Source organism: Streptomyces sp. CA-142005, assembly GCF_050942335.1.
GTDB lineage: Bacteria > Actinomycetota > Actinomycetes > Streptomycetales > Streptomycetaceae > Streptomyces.
Map to the genome: position 1 here is coordinate 1,153,171 of NZ_CP192078.1, position 17,892 is coordinate 1,171,062.

At 72.0% G+C, this 17,892-nt stretch carries 20 protein-coding genes and 1 pseudogene; 8 read left to right on the plus strand and 13 right to left on the minus strand.

All coding sequences use genetic code 11. The features are described 5' to 3' along the window. Nucleotides 1–93: 93 nt before the first annotated feature. Together ACQPXS_RS05665 and ACQPXS_RS05670 are read right to left on the minus strand one after the other, a co-directional pair. Nucleotides 94–537, minus strand: a complete 444-nt coding sequence (locus tag ACQPXS_RS05665; protein ID WP_351801573.1) for a DNA-binding protein — start codon at nucleotides 535–537, stop codon at nucleotides 94–96. 73 nt (nucleotides 538–610) lie between these two features. Further along, a complete protein-coding gene (locus tag ACQPXS_RS05670; protein ID WP_433447530.1) occupies nucleotides 611–2,104 on the minus strand; it encodes a long-chain-fatty-acid--CoA ligase in 1,494 nt (497 codons plus the stop codon). A gap of 174 nt (nucleotides 2,105–2,278) precedes the next feature. Between ACQPXS_RS05670 and ACQPXS_RS05675 the strand changes: the two genes are divergently transcribed. Beyond that, complete coding sequence (locus ACQPXS_RS05675) at nucleotides 2,279–3,430, plus strand: PucR family transcriptional regulator (protein ID WP_433455721.1); 1,152 nt, start codon at nucleotides 2,279–2,281, stop codon at nucleotides 3,428–3,430. Nucleotides 3,431–3,492: 62 nt separating this feature from the next. Here ACQPXS_RS05675 and ACQPXS_RS05680 read toward each other — a convergent pair whose 3' ends face one another. Further along, nucleotides 3,493–4,236 carry a class I SAM-dependent methyltransferase gene (locus ACQPXS_RS05680; protein ID WP_433447532.1) on the minus strand — a complete coding sequence of 248 codons (744 nt, stop codon included), beginning with the start codon at nucleotides 4,234–4,236 and terminating at the stop codon, nucleotides 3,493–3,495. Nucleotides 4,237–4,352: 116 nt separating this feature from the next. Next, complete coding sequence (locus ACQPXS_RS05685) at nucleotides 4,353–4,505, minus strand: hypothetical protein (protein WP_433447535.1); 153 nt, start codon at nucleotides 4,503–4,505, stop codon at nucleotides 4,353–4,355. Between the two features lie 10 nt (nucleotides 4,506–4,515). On the opposite strand from ACQPXS_RS05685, the gene ACQPXS_RS05690 reads away from it, so the two are divergent. Continuing rightward, a complete protein-coding gene (locus ACQPXS_RS05690; protein WP_433447537.1) occupies nucleotides 4,516–5,019 on the plus strand; it encodes a LamG domain-containing protein in 504 nt (167 codons plus the stop codon). Nucleotides 5,020–5,212: 193 nt separating this feature from the next. On the opposite strand, the gene ACQPXS_RS05695 is transcribed toward ACQPXS_RS05690, so the two are convergent. Next, a complete protein-coding gene (locus ACQPXS_RS05695) occupies nucleotides 5,213–5,743 on the minus strand; it encodes an NADPH-dependent FMN reductase (RefSeq protein ID WP_433447539.1) in 531 nt (176 codons plus the stop codon). Nucleotides 5,744–5,851: 108 nt separating this feature from the next. Continuing rightward, nucleotides 5,852–6,517, minus strand: coding sequence for a ScbR family autoregulator-binding transcription factor (locus ACQPXS_RS05700; protein ID WP_433447541.1), 666 nt, complete (start codon nucleotides 6,515–6,517; stop codon nucleotides 5,852–5,854). Between the two features lie 161 nt (nucleotides 6,518–6,678). Here ACQPXS_RS05700 and ACQPXS_RS05705 point away from each other — a divergent pair, with 161 nt between their 5' ends. From ACQPXS_RS05705 to ACQPXS_RS05720, 4 genes are all read left to right on the plus strand, one after another. Next, nucleotides 6,679–7,653, plus strand: coding sequence for a TIGR01777 family oxidoreductase (locus ACQPXS_RS05705; RefSeq protein ID WP_433447543.1), 975 nt, complete (start codon nucleotides 6,679–6,681; stop codon nucleotides 7,651–7,653). Nucleotides 7,654–7,723: 70 nt separating this feature from the next. Beyond that, on the plus strand, nucleotides 7,724–8,638 hold the full coding sequence (locus ACQPXS_RS05710; RefSeq protein ID WP_433447546.1) for a TIGR01777 family oxidoreductase: 915 nt from the start codon (nucleotides 7,724–7,726) through the stop codon (nucleotides 8,636–8,638). A gap of 151 nt (nucleotides 8,639–8,789) precedes the next feature. After that, entirely contained in the window at nucleotides 8,790–9,659 is an 870-nt protein-coding gene (locus ACQPXS_RS05715; protein ID WP_433447548.1) for a class II glutamine amidotransferase, read from the plus strand. Nucleotides 9,660–9,777: 118 nt separating this feature from the next. Beyond that, nucleotides 9,778–10,011 (plus strand): hypothetical protein, encoded by a 234-nt coding sequence (locus ACQPXS_RS05720; RefSeq protein ID WP_351801592.1) that lies wholly within the window; start codon nucleotides 9,778–9,780, stop codon nucleotides 10,009–10,011. A 19-nt stretch (nucleotides 10,012–10,030) separates the two neighbouring features. Here ACQPXS_RS05720 and tatA read toward each other — a convergent pair whose 3' ends face one another. The 3 genes from tatA to ACQPXS_RS05735 form a co-directional block, all read right to left on the minus strand. Beyond that, on the minus strand, nucleotides 10,031–10,237 hold the full coding sequence (gene tatA, locus ACQPXS_RS05725) for a Sec-independent protein translocase subunit TatA (RefSeq protein ID WP_433447551.1): 207 nt from the start codon (nucleotides 10,235–10,237) through the stop codon (nucleotides 10,031–10,033). Nucleotides 10,238–10,308: 71 nt separating this feature from the next. Then, nucleotides 10,309–12,012, minus strand: a complete 1,704-nt coding sequence (locus ACQPXS_RS05730; protein ID WP_433447553.1) for an LCP family protein — start codon at nucleotides 12,010–12,012, stop codon at nucleotides 10,309–10,311. Nucleotides 12,013–12,340: 328 nt separating this feature from the next. Next, nucleotides 12,341–12,703 carry an ArsR/SmtB family transcription factor gene (locus ACQPXS_RS05735; protein WP_433447556.1) on the minus strand — a complete coding sequence of 121 codons (363 nt, stop codon included), beginning with the start codon at nucleotides 12,701–12,703 and terminating at the stop codon, nucleotides 12,341–12,343. A 560-nt stretch (nucleotides 12,704–13,263) separates the two neighbouring features. On the opposite strand from ACQPXS_RS05735, the gene ACQPXS_RS05740 reads away from it, so the two are divergent. Next, nucleotides 13,264–13,530, plus strand: a complete 267-nt coding sequence (locus ACQPXS_RS05740; RefSeq protein ID WP_351801600.1) for a GlsB/YeaQ/YmgE family stress response membrane protein — start codon at nucleotides 13,264–13,266, stop codon at nucleotides 13,528–13,530. A gap of 74 nt (nucleotides 13,531–13,604) precedes the next feature. Here ACQPXS_RS05740 and ACQPXS_RS05745 read toward each other — a convergent pair whose 3' ends face one another. Both ACQPXS_RS05745 and ACQPXS_RS05750 read right to left on the minus strand, forming a co-directional pair. After that, entirely contained in the window at nucleotides 13,605–14,477 is an 873-nt protein-coding gene (locus ACQPXS_RS05745; RefSeq protein ID WP_433447559.1) for a trypsin-like serine protease, read from the minus strand. An 11-nt stretch (nucleotides 14,478–14,488) separates the two neighbouring features. Next, on the minus strand, nucleotides 14,489–15,337 hold the full coding sequence (locus tag ACQPXS_RS05750) for a helix-turn-helix domain-containing protein (protein ID WP_433447562.1): 849 nt from the start codon (nucleotides 15,335–15,337) through the stop codon (nucleotides 14,489–14,491). An 87-nt stretch (nucleotides 15,338–15,424) separates the two neighbouring features. On the opposite strand from ACQPXS_RS05750, the gene ACQPXS_RS05755 reads away from it, so the two are divergent. Beyond that, nucleotides 15,425–16,429, plus strand: coding sequence for an LLM class flavin-dependent oxidoreductase (locus ACQPXS_RS05755; protein WP_433447565.1), 1,005 nt, complete (start codon nucleotides 15,425–15,427; stop codon nucleotides 16,427–16,429). Nucleotides 16,430–16,726: 297 nt separating this feature from the next. Here the strand turns inward: ACQPXS_RS05755 and ACQPXS_RS05760 are convergent, their stop codons facing one another. Together ACQPXS_RS05760 and ACQPXS_RS05765 are read right to left on the minus strand one after the other, a co-directional pair. Next, nucleotides 16,727–16,903, minus strand: coding sequence for a hypothetical protein (locus tag ACQPXS_RS05760; RefSeq protein WP_433447567.1), 177 nt, complete (start codon nucleotides 16,901–16,903; stop codon nucleotides 16,727–16,729). A gap of 280 nt (nucleotides 16,904–17,183) precedes the next feature. Then, nucleotides 17,184–17,872, minus strand: a pseudogene (locus ACQPXS_RS05765) (beta-glucanase). Between the last annotated feature and the right edge of the window lie 20 nt (nucleotides 17,873–17,892).

Sequence of the window (17,892 nt, forward strand, 5' to 3'; positions counted from 1 at the left end):
CTCCCGTCGCTTCAGCCCGCGTCGTTTCACCATAGCCCGCAGGGGTGTTGCCCCGCGAAGCCCTCGGCATACGGCCTGCGGCCGGCCGCGGTGTCAGGCGTCCCCGGCGTCGGTGGCGGTGCGGTCGGCCAGTCGTTCGTAACGCTGTCTGGCGGCCTGTGGCGTGCCGAGTCCGAGGCCGAAGGCGATCTCGGGCCAGGTCATGCCCCGGCCGCGGGCCATCTGCAGCAGTGAGGCCTCCAGTTCGTCCAGTTCCGCTCGCACCAGCGGCACGAGGCTCAATGCGGCCGTGATGTCGGCGCGGTCCACCTCCGGCTCGCCCTCGTCGAGCAGCGCGGCCCCGCTCAGCAGGAACGTCACGAGCCGGACGGCCTCGTGCGGGGCGAGGACCGAGGGGTGGGTCTGCCGACGGCGTTGCCCGTCCGTCGCCGCGTGCCGCTCGGCGATGCGGAAGAGGGAGGCGTGGACCCGCTGGGCGCGCGCCTGTTCCGGCTGTGGAGGGTTGAAGGGGTCGGTGTGATCGGCGGTTGACGACATGCGGCCAGGGTTGCGTTCAACACGAAGTGGTGTCAACTGATTACGGTGAACAGGTTGTTCATGCGAGGTCGTTTCAGGAGGCCGGCGCGGTGATCTCCCGTTTGAGGATCTTGCCGCTCGGTCCCATCGGCAGCGCGTCCGTCACCCAGACCCGGCGCGGGTACTTGTACGCGGCGACCCGGTCCCGGACGAACCGCTGCAACTCCTCGGTGTCCGCTTGGGCTCCAGGGCGCAGGACAACCGCGGCGGCCACCTCCTCGCCGAGCCGCTCGTCGGGCACGCCGAGGACCGCGGCGAGGGCGACGGCGGGATGCTCGTGCAGCACCTCCTCGATCTCGCGCGGGTAGACGTTGTAGCCGCCGCGGATGATGAGGTCCTTCTTCCGGTCAACGATGTACAGATAGCCGTCCTCGTCCCTGCGGGCCAGGTCGCCGGTGCGCAGCCAGCCGTCGGGGATGGCGGCTGCCGTCTCCTCGGGGCGGTGCCAGTACTCCTTCATCACGTTGGGCCCGCGCACGGCCAGTTCACCGACCTCGCCCGGTGCGACGTCCCGGCCGGAGTCGTCCAGCAGCCGGACCTCGACGTCGCGGATGGGGGTGCCGATGGAGCCGGGCTTGCGCGGGCGGTCGGGGTGGTTGAAGGAGACGACCGGGCTGGTCTCGGACATGCCGAAGCCCTCCAGCACCATGCAGCCGAAGCGCCGCTCGAACCCGTGCAGGATCTCCACGGGCAGCGAGGCGCCGCCCGAGACGCACATGCGCAGGCTGGAGACGTCGGCCGCGGCGGCGTCCGTATGCTGGAGCAGCGCCGCGTACATGGTGGGGACGCCCTCGAAGACAGTCGCCCGGTCGCGGGCGATGGCGTCGAGCACGGTCTGCGGCTCGAAGCGGGGGACGAGGGTGAGGGACGCGCCGCTGCGGACGGCGACGTTCATGGTGCAGGTCTGCCCGAAGATGTGGAACAGCGGCAGACAGCCGACAATCACGTCGTCGGAGGTCAGCCGCTGCACCTCGGTGACGTTGACCTCGGTGTTGTGACGGAGCCCGGCGTGGGTGAGCGCGGCGCCCTTGGGGCGGCCCGTGGTGCCCGAGGTGTAGAGCAGCACGGCGATGTCGTCGCCGGCGGCGGCCGTCACCTCGTACCGCGGTTCCAGGCGCGCCAGTTCGGCGGCGAAGGCGGCCGGTTCGACCCTCAGGTGCCGTACGCCGGCGGCGGCCGCGCCCGCTGCGCCCTCGCCGGGCGCCTGATGCCACTCGAAGAGCAGCACGGCGCCGGAGTCCCGCAGGTGGTACTCGGTCTCGCGCTCCTTCAGCAGCGGGTTCATCGGCACCACGATGCCGCCAGCGCGCAGGACGGCGTAGTAGAGGACGACGAACTCGGGCACGTTCGGCAGCATCAGTGCGACCCGGTCGCCGGTGCGCAGGCCCTCGGTGCGCAGCAGCGCGGCGGCCTGGGCGCTGAGCCGGTCGAGGTCAGCGTAGGTGGTGGTCGCCGTGCCGAGCCGCAGCGCCGGGCGGTCCGGCAGCCGTCGCGCCGTCTCCACCAGGAATTCCGCCAGATTGGCCATGATGCCTCCTCGCACGCATGCTCCGCCACGCCCGCGGGTCCCGTCGCGAGCGTTCCCGGCATGGTCGCGTGCACGGTCAGGGGCGTCCATGGCGACGCCCACAGTTCGCCTGTTCCGGACTTGTTCTGCCGAACAAAGGGAGCGCCGTACGCTGCGGGTGTGGGTCTGTCGAATGTGGGCGCGGCGTTGCGTGGGCGCCTTCCGGAGCTGGGCGGGCGGATGGCCGAGCGCATCCGTGCGGAGGTCGAGTCGTACGCGGACGACTCGCTCATCCCCTTGGCGTCGCTCAGGGAGTCCTGCGAGGGCAACGCCGAGCAGCTCCTCGGACGTTTCGCCTACGGCTCCCAACCGGGCGTCGGAGCCGCTCAGCAGACCGGCCGGCTGCGCGCCGAGCAGGGCGTGCCGCTCGCGGACACCCTGCACGCGTACCGGGTCGGCTTCGAGCTGCTCTGGTCGGAGATGGTCGACGAGGCGCGCAGGCACCCGGAGGTCACGGACGCGGAACTGGTGGCCGGTTCCTCGGAGATCTGGGCGCTGTTCGGCCGGTACGCGGAGGCCGTGGCGGCCGCCTACCGCGAGGCCAGCGCGGAGCTGGCGCTGCAGCGCGAGGCCCGCCGGTCGGCCCTGGCCGAGGCGTTGTTCACGGGCGCCCTCGCGGATCGTACGACGCTGTGGGAGGCGGCCGGGCAGCTCGGTCTGCCGGAGCGCGGGCCGTACGCGGTGGTGGCCGCTTCGGTGCCGGATCCCGGCCAGGAGCCGCTGCCGGGGATCGAGGCGGCGCTGCGCCGCTCCGGTGTGCCGTCGGTGTGGCGGCTGCTGCCGGACCAGCAGATCGGGCTGGTCTCGCTCGGGCACCGGGACGCGGAGACGGTCAGCCTGCGCGCGCTGCGCCGCCGGCGCGCCCGGGTCGGCGTCAGCCCCCGCTTCGACTCACTGCGCGACACGCCGCAGGCGCTGCGGTTCGCCCGGCTGGCCCTGGCCGGACTGCCCGGCGAGGGACACGGGGTCAACCGGTTCGACGACAGCCCGCTGGCGATGCTGGTGGCCGCCGCTCCGGCGGAGGCGAGCCGGCTGGTCGAGGTCGCCCTGGGCCCGCTCCTCGAACTGCCGGAGGCGGAGCGGGCGCGGCTGCTGCAGACCCTCGGTCACTGGTTCGCCTCGGGCGGGGTCGCCGCCGGGGCGGCGGAACGGCTTTTCGTCCACCCCAACACGGTGCGCTACCGGCTGCGCCGCGTGGAGGAGCTGACCGGGCGTCCGCTCACCGACCCGATGGCCCTCGCAGACCTGGGCGCCGCGCTGTACGCCCTGCGGCTGCTGCCTTCCTGAGCGTCCACGGCGACGCGGTGGCGATCGGCGCTCACCACGCGGGCATGCGCGCCGTTCCCCGGCTAGTCCGTCAGCCGCAGCCGGTACACCGAGACATGGGAACGCGAGTCGGCGGTGAACTCGGTGCCGGACCAGTCGGCGTGCCTGGACTCCAGCTCGAATCCGGCCAGTCGGGCCATGAGGTCGAGTTCGGACGGCCAGATGTAGCGGTGCGGGCTGCGGTACAGCCGGGCCTCCTCGGTCTCGTCGATGCGGAAGTGGTGTGACACGACGCGCTGGTTGAGGACGTCGTAGGTGTCCAGCCCCACGTACCCGGCGTCGGCGCGCCACACGGTGGCCTCCTTGCCCGGCGGAAGCGTGCGCAGCTCCGGCACCCACAGCTCGATCACGAACCGGCCGCCGGGCGTGAGATGGCGGGCCGCGTTGCGGAAGCACTCGACCTGCTCGGCCTGCGTGAGCAGATTGGAGATCGTGTTGTAGACGAGGTAGACGAGGCTGTACGTCCCCGGGGCGAGGGTCGTCGCCATGTCACCCATGACCACGGGGATCGTGGCTTCGTCGGCCTTGGTCCGCAGCTGCTCCACCATCGGCCCCGACAGCTCGATGCCGGTGACGGGGACTCCTCGCCCGGCCAGCGGGACGGCGACCCGGCCGGTCCCGATCGCGAACTCCAGTGCCGCTCCACCGTCCGCCAGCTCGGCGAGGCGTTCCACCGTGGGCGTCAGAACCTCGGGGGCGAACATGCCGGTACCGGGCGTGTCGTAGCGCTGAGCGACGGCGGTGTCCCAGATCTTCTCCTGATCCATTCCATCAACGCTGACCTTCCGCAATGGAGTTGTCCAGCGAATTACCGCCGCACGCTCACGTCTCCCGCGTGCCATTGACACGCCATCACCCGCGTCCACCACCAGTACTACGACGTCTACTGGCTGACCGGCCAACCCCCGTCGCCGCCACCGGAGTTCGCCGCCTGGGACCGCTTCGACGAGACCTCCGGCAGCACGGCCTCCGACGCCACCGGCAACGGCAGGACGGCGACCCTGGCGAGCGGGGCCGCCTGGGCCCAGGGACGCATCGGCGGAGCCGTGGCCCTCGACGGCCAGGACGGACATGTCACGCTCGCCGAGGACCTGCTGGCCGGGGCGTCGGCCTACTCGGTGGCCACCTGGGTCAACCTGACCGGGCAGCCCGCCACCTGGAGCCGGATCTTCGACTTCGGCACCGGGGTCAGCGCCAACATGTTCCTGACCCCGCTGAGCGGCGCGGGCACGCTGCGCTACGCGATCACCACGGGCGGCGGCGGTGCCGAGCAGCGCATCGACGCCGACCCACTGCCGACCGACCGCTGGGTGCACCTGGCGGTCACCTACGGCTCCGGCACGGCCGTGCTCTACGTCGACGGCCGCGAGGCGGGCCGGAACACGGCGGTCACCGTCGAACCCCGCTACTTCGGCAACCACATCCGGGCCGCGTACGTCGGCAGGTCCCAGTACCCGGATCCGTACCTGAAGGCCGCGGTCGACGACTTCCGCGTCTACGGCACAACGCTGACCGCGGCCGAGGTCCAGACCCTGGCACAGGGCACGTAGGACCTCCCGTACGCCGCGTCCACCGACGGGGCCGCCACGAACGATCCCTCCCTGCTGGTGGTCAAGGACCCCGACCCGAGCGGAGCGTCGGCCGGTACCGCAAGCACTCGTGCCTCCCAGCACCGGCCGACGGCGGTCCACGCCATGCCGAGCCGGCGGCTCGACGGCGTCCACCAGCACGCGGGCCTCCGGCTCAACCGGCCGTCCGAGTCAACAGCGCGAGTACCTCACCCAGTTGGCGGCGTACCGACGGATCGGCGACGAGGCCGCCGCCGTCGAGCTGTCCCGTCCCACCGGGATCCGCACACACGCCTTCTCCACGACGGCCGCGCCCGTGAAGCCGAGCACCGTCCGCAGCGTGGCCCCCGCGCCCCGGCCACGGCCCGGGGCGGCCGCGTTGATCCATCCGGCCGGCTTGCCGCAGATCTCCGTTCCCCCGACCGTCCAGTCCGAACGAGCCGGGCAGCGTGCCCGCGTACTCGGGGGTACAGATCAGGACGGCGTCCGCACGGTCCAGCGCGGCCCGCAGAGCGGCGACCTGGGCCGGCAACGGGTCGGTGTCGTCATCGGGGTTGAAATGCGGAAGCCGGACCAGGTCCTCGTACATCGCCGTGCCCACGCCCACGGACGGCGCCACCGCCTGCACGGTACGCAGCACCGCCTCGTTGGTGGAGCCCTTCCGCAGGCTCCCGGACAGCAGCAGGATCACGGGCATCGGCGTCATCCGCTCAACCTACTGGCACGGCGGCGGCCAGGGCGCGGCCAGGAAACCGACCCGACGGTTTGGTAGCAGCCGCCCTCAACCGGTGCCACAGGCGCGCCGCGCGCGGACTCAGCTGTTGACGCCGGCCAATGACGCCGCCGGCTTCCTCCCTACCTCCGCGATCACCCTGGCGCCCCGGTCGGGTGCGGTGTCGAGGCGGACGAGGACGGCCGGCGCGGCGACGGCGGGGAGCAGGTGGTTGAAGAGGTCCGACATACGGTGGTCGAGGTCGGCCCAGTTCGCGACGGCCTGCGAGACGAACTGCACGCCGATCCACCCGCCGAGGAAGACCTGGGCGGTCTCCTCCGGCACCACATGCGGCAGTACCTCACCGCGCTCCTTGGCCTCCGCCAGCAGCGAGCCCGTCATCTCGGCCCAGGCGGGCCAGGCGCTGCCGAACACATCGCGGCCCTGAAGGTCGGCCGAGAGCCGGACCCCCGCGAGCAGCATCGGCTCCCGGGGCAGCCGCTCGGCCAGCGTCATGCCCGCGTCCACCCATTCCTGCAACTTCAGTTCCCGGGGGACGTGGTACTCGGTCGCCATCTGCTCCTGCAGCACACCGCGGGCGAGCGCGGCCTTGGAGTCGAAGTGGAAGTACAGGGCGCCCTTGGTCACGCCGGCCCGGTGGAGGATCTCGGCGATGGTGGCGGCCGCGTAGCCACGCTCGGCGAACACCGCGGCGGCGGCTTCCAGAACAGCACGCCGGGTCCGGACAGCTCGCTCCTGCTGAGCCATGGACCCTCCTCAAGCTGAAAATTAAACCAAACAGCTCGTACCTTACCGCAGCGCCTGTCAACGGAGAGGCGCTCTGGGGCAGTTACCCAGACCCTCGACCCCCTCTTTTGAACGCGTTCAAATATGCGGCTACGCTGTGCGTACCGAACCGAGGGGGCTCGATGAAGGTTGTTCTGCCCGGGGGAACCGGTCAGGTCGGCGCGATTCTCGACCGTGCGCTGACGGCGGCCGGTCACGAGGTCACCGTGCTCACCCGGCGTCCGACGCGAGAGCGGCAGGTCGGCTGGGACGGGGCCACGCTCGGCCGCTGGGCCCGGGTGATCGACGGCAGCGACGCGGTCGTCAACCTGGCCGGACGCAGCGTCTCGTGCCGCTACACGACCGAGAACCTGCGGGCCATGATGGATTCGCGGGTGAACTCGGCGCGCGTGGTGGGGCAGGCGATCGCCGCCGCCGCGCAACCGCCGCGCGTCTGGCTGCAGATGAGTACGGCGACGATCTACGCCCACCGCTTCGACGCGGCGAACGACGAGGCGTCCGGCGTGATCGGCGGCTCGGAGACCGGAGTTCCGGACTACTGGGCCTACAGCGTCGACATCGCCAGGAACTGGGAACGGGCCCAGGCCGAGGCACCGACACCGGCGACGCGGAAGGTGGCGCTGCGCTCGGCGATGGTGATGAGCCCGGACCGGGGCGGTGTCTTCGACGTGCTGCTGGGACTGGTCCGGCTGGGGCTGGGCGGGCCGGTCGCCGGCGGTGCGCAGTACGTCTCCTGGATCCATGACGAGGACTTCGTAGGTGCGGTGGAGTTCCTGATCGACCGGGACGACATCGACGGCCCGGTCAACCTCGCCTCCCCGGGCCCGCTCCCGCACCGGGAGTTCATGCGGACGCTGCGCGCGGCCCGGGGCGTCCCCGTGGGGCTGCCGGCGACCCGGTGGATGGCGGAGCTGGGGGCCTTCGCGCTGCGCTCGGACACGGAGTTGCTGCTCAAGAGTCGCCGGGTGGTCCCGGGGCGACTGCGGGCGGCCGGGTTCGACTTCGTCCACCCCGAGTGGCAGCCGGCCGCCGTGGACCTCGTACGGCGGGCCAGGTCGTCGCGAACCCTGGCGGGTCGACCCCGCCGGTTTACTTGAAACTACAAGCAACCCGTGTATCGTGCGCCATGGTTCAAATTTGAAACACAAGGCTCCTCGGGAGGACGCCATGCGCGTCGCAATCACCGGGTCCACCGGACTCATCGGCTCCGCCCTCACCCGCTCCCTCCTCGCCGACGGCCACCAGGTGATCCGCCTGGTCCGCGACCGGTCCGCCGTCACCCCTGACGACGGCAGCGAGTCCGCGCACTGGGATCCGGTCGCGGGCCGGGTCGAACCCGGCTCGCTCGACGGCGCCGACGCCGTCGTGCACCTGGCCGGCGCGGGAGTCGGCGACAAACGGTGGACCGCCGCCTACAAGCGGGAGATCCGCGACAGCCGGCTGCGCGGCACCGACACCGTCGCGCGAGCCTGCGCCGCGTCCGCCGACCCGCCGCGTGTCCTGGTGTCCGCGTCCGCGACCGGTTACTACGGCGACACCGGCGAACGGATCGTCGACGAGAGCGAGCCGGCCGGAGACGACTTCCTGGCCGCCGTCTGCGCCGACTGGGAGGCGGCCGCCGATCCGGCTCGACGGGCCGGCATCCGCGTGGTGCACCCGCGCACCGGCCTGGTCGTCTCCGCCGACGGAGGGGCGTTCGGCCGGCTCCTCCCGCTCTTCCGCTTCGGCCTGGGCGGCCGGCTCGGCTCCGGCGAGCAGTACTGGCCGTTCATCTCGCTGACGGACCACGTCGCCGCGCTCCGGTTCGCCCTCGGCACCGAGGAGCTGTCCGGGCCGGTCAACTTCACGGCGCCCGAACCGCTCACGAACCGCGAGGTGACGCGGGCGCTGGGCCGCGCCCTGCACCGTCCGGCGCTCGCCGCCGTCCCGGCCCTCGCCCTGCGCGCGGCGCTCGGCGAGTTCGCCGCGAGCATCACGTGCAGCGCACGCGTCCTACCGGCCGCCCTGCACAAGGCGGGTTTCTCCTTCGCTCATCCGACGATCGACGCAGCGCTCGACTCGGTGCTGCGACCGGCCGCTTGAGGAAGCCGTCGACGGGGCCGAGGGGTGCGAGGGCGCGCCGGATTCCGTCCGTGGCGCGAGTGCGTCAACGTCCGGCGCGCGGGACCATGGTCGTCCGGGCAGGGCGCCGGACGACCGGGCTCGGCGGAAGACGGGCGACGAGGAGGAAGCCGTGTGCCGACTGTTCGGGCTGATCAGCTCCCCGCTGCGGACTCACGCCACGTTCTGGCTGCTGGACGCCCCCGACAGTCTCAGCGTGCAGAGCCGCCGCGAGCCCGACGGCACCGGGCTCGGGTTCTTCGACGCGGCAGGCACGCCGGAGGTGCACAAGGCCGCGATCGCCGCGTACGAGGACCGCGCCTTCGCCCGGGAGGCCCGGGAGGTGGAGTCGGCCACCTTCCTCGCGCACATCCGCTACGCCTCGACCGGAGGGCTGGACGTGCGCAACACACACCCCTTCGAGCAGGACGGAAGGCTGTTCGCGCACAACGGTGTGATCGAGGGGCTGGACAGACTCGACCTCCGGCTCGGCGAGGACCGTTCGCTGGTGCACGGGGACACCGACTCCGAGCGTTTCTTCGCCCTGGTCACGCGGGAGACGGCGGCGCACGGCGGGGACGTGTCCGCCGGCATCGAGTCGGCGGCCCGCTGGGTCGCCGGGAACCTGCCGCTGTACGCCCTCAACATCGTCCTCGTCACGGCGCGAGAGCTCTGGGCGCTGCGTTATCCCGCCACCCACGAGTTGTACGTGCTACGGCGCCCGGCAGGCGGTCACCACGGATCGCGGCATCTCGACCACGCCGGCAGGCACGGTCATCTGCGGGTGCGCTCCGCGCATCTGGGTGAGCGTCCGGCGGTCGTGGTGGCCAGCGAGCCCATGGACGAGAGCCCGCAGTGGCAGCTCATGTCTCCCGGCGAGTTGCTGCACGTGGCCGCCGATCTGCGGGTGACCTCCCGCATCGCCGTGCCCGACCCTCCGGCATACCCGTTGACCCTCTCCGACCTGCGCCCCGAAGCGGCCGCCTCCCAGCGGCCCGCGTAGCCCGGCCCGGGTTTCGGCGAGCCGGCACGCGCGCTGATGCAGGACCGACCGCGCAGGCGGGGCGCCCCGTGACCCGGCTCACGGGCCCGAAACTTGCGCAACCCTTAAACTTTCCGTCGTGGAGACTACCGAGGTGACGGGTTGGGAGACCGCCGTGCTCGACGGCGGGCCGGCGGACGGGCTGCGGATGAAGGTCTCCGACCGGCCGCGCGTGATCCAGGTGACGTACCCCTGCCCGGTCGAGGCCGCACCGCACGGTGGCGTACGCGCCGAGGCGGTGTATCTGTACCGCCGCGACTACACCGTCACCAGCGAGCCCCTGCGGTACGGCTTCGACGTCGCCAGCCCCTGATCCGCGCGGTGGACGCGGCTCAGTCGGCCGGCCCGCTCGCGACCGTGGGAGCGGTGGACGGCCTCGCGGTGTCGTCCTCCTTCATGGCCTTGGCCTCGCTCTTGAGGATGCGCATGGACTTGCCCAGTCCACGGGCGGCCTCGGGCAGCTTCTTCGAGCCGAACAGCACGATCACGACGATCGCCACGATCAGCAGGTGCCAGGGTTCCAGTCCGTTGCGGAACATCGCGCCCACCCCTCTCCGACTTGCGGTCTTGCGCAACTGTACAACCGGGTCACCCGCTCGGTCGCCGGCGGTCAGGCGTCGGAGTCGGGCTTACCGCGCGCCGCGGCGTACGCCTGGGCCGGTGTCATGGCGACGCCGTTGAGGCTGACCGTCCTGTAGGGGCTGACCTTGGCGCAGGTCTTGGCCTGGTCGGCGGTGGAGGCGTGGGCGCCTCCGACGGCGGCCTGGGTGTCGGCCGGCGCGGGTGAGGAGGTGCCGCCCGGGAAGCCGGTGCCGCTGGGCCAGTCGCTGCCGATCACCAGGGTCAGGCCGCTGCCGGTGCCCTGCTTCAGGTGCGAGGAGGGCAGACCGAGCGCCTTGGCGACCGACGTGGCCTGCGCCTTCTGATCGGTGCCGTAGGTCAGCGTGGTCGTCGTCGCCGGGCTCGGCGCGTTGGCCGTGGTCGTGCCGGAGCTGAAGCCCTGATCGGTCAGCGCGGTCGCGACGGCCGAGGCGCGGCCGGTGACCGAGGTGCCGTTCTCGACGGTGACGGCGATCTGCGAGGCGGGCACGGCCGACGCGGTGGCCTTCGCGGTCGCCGAGGCCGCCGCGGACTTCTTGCCGGAGCCCGTGGTGAGCGACTGGTCGTTGGCGATGGTGGAGAACAGGGTCCTGGCACCCTGGCCCACGACCACCCGGTCCTTGTTGTTCGGGTCGGGGGCCGTCTGCATCGTCGTGAACGTCATCCGCTTGGTCGGCACCTTGTCCACGTCCGACGCGAGCGAGATGAGCTTCTTCACGCTGCCCAGGCCGTCGTCCACGGTCAGCGCCTTGGTGGCGGCGTCGGCCAGCCCGTAGACCGCGGTGGGGTCGGTGAGCGTGCCGGCGCTCTTGAACTTGCGGATCATCGAGCCGAGGAAGATGTGCTGCGAGATCGTACGGCCGAGATCGCTGCCGTCGCCGAAGCCGTGGCGGGAGCGGACGAACTCCAGCGCCGCCTTGCCCTTGAGGGTGTGGGTGCCCTTGGACAGCTTCAGATGGGAGTAGGTGTCGTACACGTTGTCGCTGACACAGACGGAGACGCCGCCGATGGCGTCGGACATCTTCACGACGCCGGAGAAGTCGAGCTTGACGAAGTGGTCGATCGGGATGCCGGTGAGCCGGTGGACCGTGGCCACCTGGCAGGCGGGGCCGTACTGCAGGGCGCTGTTGATCTGACCGTAGTAGCCCGACGTGGACTGGCCCGTCTCCGTGTCCTTGCAGGCCGGGACCTGGGTCATCGTGTCGCGCGGGATGCTCATGACCGTCGCGTTGGAGCGGTCGGCGGATATGTGCACCACCATCTGCACGTCCGCGTTGCTGCCGCTCTGCACCCCGGTCCTCGAGCAGCCGCCGCCGAGCTTGCAGTCGGCCTGGCTGGTACGGCCGTCCGAGCCCATGACCAGGATGTTGATCGGGGTGCGGCCGAAGGCGTCGGCCTTCTCGTTGCCGCCTTTGCCGTCGAGGGCGACGCTGTGGATGTTGCCGTTCAGGTGCTGGTAGAACCACCAGCCCGCACCGGCAGTAACCACGATGATCACGGACAGGCCTATTCCGAGGATCTTCAGCGCCTTCCTGCCGCGGCCCACCGAACGGGCCCGGCGCCCCCGCCTGCCGCGTCCGCGGGCAGCCGCCCGGGCCGCGGCCCGGCCGCCCGGCCGAGGCGGCCCGTCGGGTTCGGCCGTTCGCTGTCCGGGCACCCGCGCGCTACGGCTGCGCGTGGCCTGCCCGGTGGGCCCGTCCCACGGGTCGCTCATCTCCCACTCCCATGAACGGTCGGGCCCTGCGGGCCGGGCCGTGGGGTGTACGGCCCGGCCCGCGCGGCGATGTACGGGCGGACGGAGCGCGTCGCTCCACCGTTGCTTGCGTGGTTGCGCAATCTAACAAACCTGTGGCCCGAACTGCACAGATACACACATGATTCACAGGTGAGGCATCTCATGGACCGCCGTGCGGGCCTGGGGCGGTATGGGAGCGGGAGTCTACGCGCCTCATATAAGAGCGACATATAGGCCTTGCGCAAAAGCGGCGCATAGGCGGCATAAAGAAAGGATCGGAACAGCGCCGACGGTTCGCGCAGTGCTCTCAGCCGCCGGTCCAGCGCAGGCCGTGGGCAGCGGCGGCGGTGTGCGTCGAGCGCGCGGTCAGCTGGCCCACCATCATCCGGACCAAGGTCACGACGTCGGGGTCGTCGATGTAGTACACCTGCCGTCGGCCCTCACGGCGCGAGCGGACGAGTCCGGCGAGCTTGAGCTTGGCCAGGTGCTGACTGACCGCGGGGAGCGCTCCGCCCACCCGGTCGGCGAGATGCGTGACATCGCTCTCCCCCTGCGACAGGGCCCACATCAGATGCAGCCGGGCGGAGGAGGCGAGCAGGCCGAACGCCACGGCGGCCTCGGCCAGCACCTCGGCGGGCGGGTCCCCGAAGCCGGCGGCGCTCTCCGTCACAGCCCTCTCCCGTCCCCGCCCTCGTCACAGCCGACGCACACGCGCCCACCCAGTGTAGGCGCCCGGTTCCGGCGCCCGGGAAGAAGTTGCTGATCATCTCTGGCTCGTCGAAGGAGCAGGTCACGCTGGAACTCCCGGTGCTGAACGGGGTTACGGTGAACGCCGGGGCCGGCGGGGCGGCGACCGGAGGCTTCGGCACGGCGAGCGGCACATCGGCGCCGGGACCCGTCTGCGGGCGGCGACCCGGTCCGGGGCGGGGCCGTGCTGTCGAGGACGCCAATGTGCGCGCGGTGCGCCTGCCCGAAGGCCTGGCCACGGTTCGCGCGTCCGGTTCATACCCGGTGTCCGCCTGGCGGCCCAGCCCACTCCGACTTCCTCGATTGCCCAATGTCTTCATCATGTAGCAGAACCTCGACGGGACATCACCAGAGGCCCGCCGAAGGCCAACGGCCCTTGTCAGGACGGCTCGACCCGCCCCTAGGCTTGCGCGAGCAGGCAGACGAAGTGTCGGTCTCCGGTGCACTCGGCGCGGATCCCGACCCGACAGGAGGAACAAGACCATGGGCATCATCGGCTGGATCATCCTCGGCCTGTTCGCCGGAGCGATCGCCAAGATCCTGCTGCCCGGCCGCGACCCGGGCGGGCTGATCGGCACCACCCTCATCGGCGTCGCGGGATCCTTCATCGGCGGCTGGCTCTCCGCCCGCTTCCTGGACCGCCCGGTGGAGAAGCACTTCTTCGACCTCTACACCTGGGGCGCGGCGATCGCCGGCTCCCTGGTGCTGCTCATCGGTTACCGCCTCCTGTTCGGCAACTCCCGCGACTGACCCACCCGGTCGGAAGAACGTGCCCCGGCAGGAGGAGATCCGCCAACGGCCCGCCCGGGGCGGGCCGTTCACCCTCAGGGCAGTTTGACGAACGGTGCCAGGAAGGCTCGGGCTTCGGGTGTGTCGAGGCGATAGGTGACGTTGGTGGCGTAGCAGGGGGTGTCGCCGGTGATGGTGGTGGAAGCCAGGATGTTCTTGCCGCCGACGACCGCGAAGTTGGGCCCGCCGGAGTCGCCGTAGCAGGCACCGCCGTTGCCCTGGGGAGCCGTCATGGCGAGCCTGACCCAGGCCGCGTTGAGGGCGTCGAAGGTCACGGGTGCCTTCATGCGGACGCCTCCGCCGGGATGGGTCTGGCCGCCCGGACCCCTGGCGGCCTCCTGCGTGCCGTACCCGGCCACGAACCAGTCGGTGGAGTTCAGGCCCTGGGGGCCGAGCGCGCCCAGCTGGTTCTCGGTCGGCAGGGTGGCCGGAGTGAAGGACCAGCGGGAGGCGACCTTGGCGGCGGGCAGTTCGATCACCGCCATGTCGTGCGGGTCGGAGGCGGGGCCCGGATAGCCGGGGTGGGTGTGCGCGACGCCCTCGACGGCCACGGCGTTCGCCTGGGCGGCCGGGTCGCCCGGGTACTTCTTCGCGGCGGCGTCGAGCCCGGCCTGGACGTCCTGGTCGAGTGAGACGTAGAACCGGACGCCGGCCGGCCAGTCGCTGGTGCAGTGGGCCGCGGTCAGGAAGGTGTCGGCGTCGATCATCGTGCCGGAACACACCCAGTCCACACGGTCCGGGGTCGCCGGGTCGTTGTCGGCGTCCCAGGTGGCCACGAGCGCCCCGACCTCGGTGCGTTCGGGTGCGGGCGTGGCGTTGTACGAGTTGATCGCGGAGGAGGGCAGCGCGACGGCGAGCACGGTGGCGCAGGCCGCTGCGGTGACGGCGGTGACGCGTAGAGCGGTCAAGAAGAACCCCTTCACTTCGTGTGTGGGACAGGTGTTCTCCTGTGGGAGGTAGGAGCATTCAAGTGGGTGGGGCGACCCGGGGACAAGACCGCGGCGGACTGATCGGGCTCCTCGATGTCCCGGTGCGCCGCGAGCTCCGTCAGGGCCTGCTGGGTGGCCGGGTCGGCCGGCAGGAACGCCTCCAGTTTCAGCTCGGCGAGGGTCACGTCGACGGCGGTGGCGAAGGTCGTCACGGTCGTCATCAGCCGTAGTTCGCCGTACGAGGAGCGCAGGAGCAGCGGGACCGCGAACCCCAGGTGATCGGCGGACGGCTCCAACTCGGGCAGGTAGCCACCGAGTTCGTCCCGCAGTTCGGGCAGGTGGCCGAGGCGGGCCAGGATGTGCCGGGACCACTCGGCGAGATTGCCGATGCGCGGGGCCAGACCCTGCGGATGCAGTGCCAGCCGGTAGACGTTCGTGCCGGGGCCGACGAGTTCCGGGGCCGCGCCCTCGGTGAGCACGCCGAACGCCTCGTTCGCGGCGATCAGATCACCGTCCCGGTCCACGACCAGCGCCGGATACGGCAGATGCCCGCGCAGGATGTGGTCGATCGCCGTCCGCACCGGGGCCAGCTCGGGGTCGTCGAGGGAGCTCTCGGGGTAGGCGGGCGCGTACCCGGCGGCCAGCAGCAGCTCGTTGCGTTCACGCAGCGGCAGTTCCAGCGACTCGGCGAGGCGTACGACCATGGTGCGGCCGGGGGTTGATCTGCCGGACTCGATGAAGCTCAGGTGGCGCTGTGTGGTGCCCGCCCGCAGGGCGAGGTCGAGCTGGCTGAGGCGACGGCTGGTGCGGCGGGCGCGCAGGGCGCGGGGGAAGTCCACGCGCCCGTTCTAGCGCCCGGCGCGGCGTCCCGGCCATTCCCTGCGGGGAATTGTCGCGCCACGAGCCCGCACCGGAGCATCGGCGGCATGGACATCGGCGTACTCCTTCCGACCGGCACCGCGCAGTGGGGTCCGGGCGACGACCCGCGGGAGCTGGTCGTCTTCGGCCGCCGGGCCGAGCGCTCGGGCTTCTCCTCCCTCTTCGTCAACGACTCCCTGATCAGTCCGCGCATCGAGGCACTGACCATGCTGGCCGCGCTGGCCCCGGCGACCGAGAGCGTGACCCTGGGCACGGCGGCCCTGATGCCGTTCCTGCGCCGGCCGGTGCAGACCGCGCAGACCCTGGCCTCCCTCGACCTGCTGTCCGGCGGCCGGCTCACCGTGGCCGTCGGCGCGGGTTTCCCCGGCCGTTTCGGACGGCCCCTCTACGACCTGTCCGAGGTGCCCTGGGAGCGCCGCTTCGCGCGGCTGGACGAGACCGTGGCGCTGTGGCGGGCCCTGTGGGCCGGCGCGGACTCCTTCCACGGCGAGATCCTCCGGTTCGACGGCATCCCGCCCGCGACCGCGCCGTACCGTCCCGGTGGCCCGCCGGTCTGGCTCGGCGGCGGGACCCCGGCGGCGCAGGCCCGTACCGGCCGGCTGTACGACGGCTGGCTGCCGTACCCGCCCGACCCGGCCGACTACGCCTCCGGGCTGCTGAACGTGCGCGCGGCGGCGACCGGCGCCGGGCGCAGGGCGCAGGACGTCACGCCGGCACTCTTCGTCTCCGTGCGGGTCACCGAGGACGGCGAGGACACGGACGGCGGCCGGCGTGAGCTGGACGCGTACGCGCGGGCCGTCTACGGCATGCCACTGGCGGAGCTGGAACGGATCCAGGCGGTCGTCACCGGCTCCGCCGAGCAGGTACGCGCACGGCTCACCCGGTTCGCCGAGGCCGGCGCCCGCCACCTCGTGGTCCGCCTGGGCGCCCTGGGCCTGGCCGCCCAGCGCGACCAGCTCGAACGGGTCGCCGGCCTGATCCCGGCGCTAAAGGCGGCGGCCGCGGCCGCCGCACCGGCGGTGCCGCGCGTTCAGCGGGACACCCTGGCCTGAACTGCGAACACGCCCTTGCACCCTTCGGACGGCCCGGGGGGACCCAGGCCACTTTTATCCCTACGGGCCTACGGGTGAATCAGTGGATGGATGTCCGGACTCCGCCCGGCCTGTGCGGTGTGCTGACTTCGTTCTGTGCGCGTGGCTGCTGACCGCCGGGCTCGGCGGATACCTCGGCACGGTGTGGGTCCGCCACGGCGGACTGCGGCAGCGCACACCCGGGGTGACGCGGCTGCCGCTGTGGCTCGTGCTCGGGCACGTGGCCCTCGCCGTGGCCGGACTCGTCGCCTGGACCTCCTACGTGGTGGGAGGGGTGCGGAGTTCGGCCTGGGCGGCGTGCGCGGTCGTGCTGATCGTGGCCGCGTTCGGCTTCATGATGCTGCTGCGCCGGCTGCCCAGTTCCGGACGCCACTCCCACGGGGACGCCACGGCCGAGCGGCACTTCCCGCTCACGGCCGTGGTCGCCCACGGCACGACCGCCGGCGCCACCGTGAGACAACCAGATCCGGGGCCGGGTCCTCGGCGTGTGCCACAGGTGCGGCGAACACGGGGAAGCCGATGCCGATCGCTGCGGCGGCCACGCAGGCCGCCGCGGGACGGAGGGCTGGGCGCACGATGGGTCTCTCCTCGGTGGTACAGGGCATGTCCCGGCCTGCCGGGTCGGCTGATCATGTACTGGACACTCGGAGAGCCATGAGGGTTGTACGGGCACCCGGGAGCCAAGGGGCCCGCCGAGGGTATGGATACGCCCCGGTCAGGTGACCGCGCCCGTCCCGGGTGCGCGGTCCTGGGCCCCGGCGGAGGCCGCCCCGCCCGGTGGGTGTCCGTGCGGAGCCGGGCGTCGTACGACGAGACTGCTCGCCTCGAAGGACATCTCGGTCGTCGCCGCGGCGGGCGCCGGGTGATAACGGCCCGCGCAGACCGAGAGGTTGACGATGAGGAAGGCGTGCCAGCGGTGCCCCACTCCCCGCCGGTCCGCGAAGACCTGAACGCCGTTCACCGACCAGACGACCGAGCGTGCCCCGAACTCGGTCCGGGTGTTCCGGGTGGTACTCGAACACGTCGATCTCCTGGTCGCCGTCGCGCCAGGTCCAGATCGCCGGCCAGGCCCCGATCTCGCCGGGCAGCCGTACCCGGGCCTGCAGCACGTCTCCCGAGCGGACCGTGAACGCCTCCTGGCTGCCCTCGGTCGTCAGCAGGCCGGTGTCCCAGGAGCCGTCGGCCGGCGCGTGGCCCGGAAGACACCGGAGCGCGCGGAGGAGGCGTCGGGAACCAGGTGGTCCAGCTTGTCGTCGCCCGGGTTCACCGGGCCTCCGTCCGGATACGCCGGGAACGGCCCGCCACCCATTGCCTGGCGGAGCCGAAGTCGGCCGTGAACACGACCTCGTGCCGAGCCGGGGGGCGGGGACCCGGGAGCGGGTTGCCGGGAGTCTGTCTCTCCATGAGCGATGTCTGACCGGCTC

Excerpts from the sequence above, each read along its gene's own strand:
- ACQPXS_RS05665 (WP_351801573.1), bottom strand. The coding sequence starts at position 537 with ATGTCGTCAACCGCCGATCACACCGACCCCTTCAACCCTCCACAGCCG.
- ACQPXS_RS05670 (WP_433447530.1), bottom strand. The coding sequence starts at position 2,104 with ATGGCCAATCTGGCGGAATTCCTGGTGGAGACGGCGCGACGGCTGCCG.
- ACQPXS_RS05680 (WP_433447532.1), bottom strand. The coding sequence starts at position 4,236 with ATGGATCAGGAGAAGATCTGGGACACCGCCGTCGCTCAGCGCTACGAC.
- ACQPXS_RS05685 (WP_433447535.1), bottom strand. The coding sequence starts at position 4,505 with ATGCGTCCCTGGGCCCAGGCGGCCCCGCTCGCCAGGGTCGCCGTCCTG.
- ACQPXS_RS05695 (WP_433447539.1), bottom strand. The coding sequence starts at position 5,743 with ATGACGCCGATGCCCGTGATCCTGCTGCTGTCCGGGAGCCTGCGGAAG.
- ACQPXS_RS05700 (WP_433447541.1), bottom strand. The coding sequence starts at position 6,517 with ATGGCTCAGCAGGAGCGAGCTGTCCGGACCCGGCGTGCTGTTCTGGAA.
- ACQPXS_RS05705 (WP_433447543.1), top strand. The coding sequence starts at position 6,679 with ATGAAGGTTGTTCTGCCCGGGGGAACCGGTCAGGTCGGCGCGATTCTC.
- ACQPXS_RS05710 (WP_433447546.1), top strand. The coding sequence starts at position 7,724 with ATGCGCGTCGCAATCACCGGGTCCACCGGACTCATCGGCTCCGCCCTC.
- tatA (WP_433447551.1), bottom strand. The coding sequence starts at position 10,237 with ATGTTCCGCAACGGACTGGAACCCTGGCACCTGCTGATCGTGGCGATC.
- ACQPXS_RS05730 (WP_433447553.1), bottom strand. The coding sequence starts at position 12,012 with ATGAGCGACCCGTGGGACGGGCCCACCGGGCAGGCCACGCGCAGCCGT.
- ACQPXS_RS05740 (WP_351801600.1), top strand. The coding sequence starts at position 13,264 with ATGGGCATCATCGGCTGGATCATCCTCGGCCTGTTCGCCGGAGCGATC.
- ACQPXS_RS05755 (WP_433447565.1), top strand. The coding sequence starts at position 15,425 with ATGGACATCGGCGTACTCCTTCCGACCGGCACCGCGCAGTGGGGTCCG.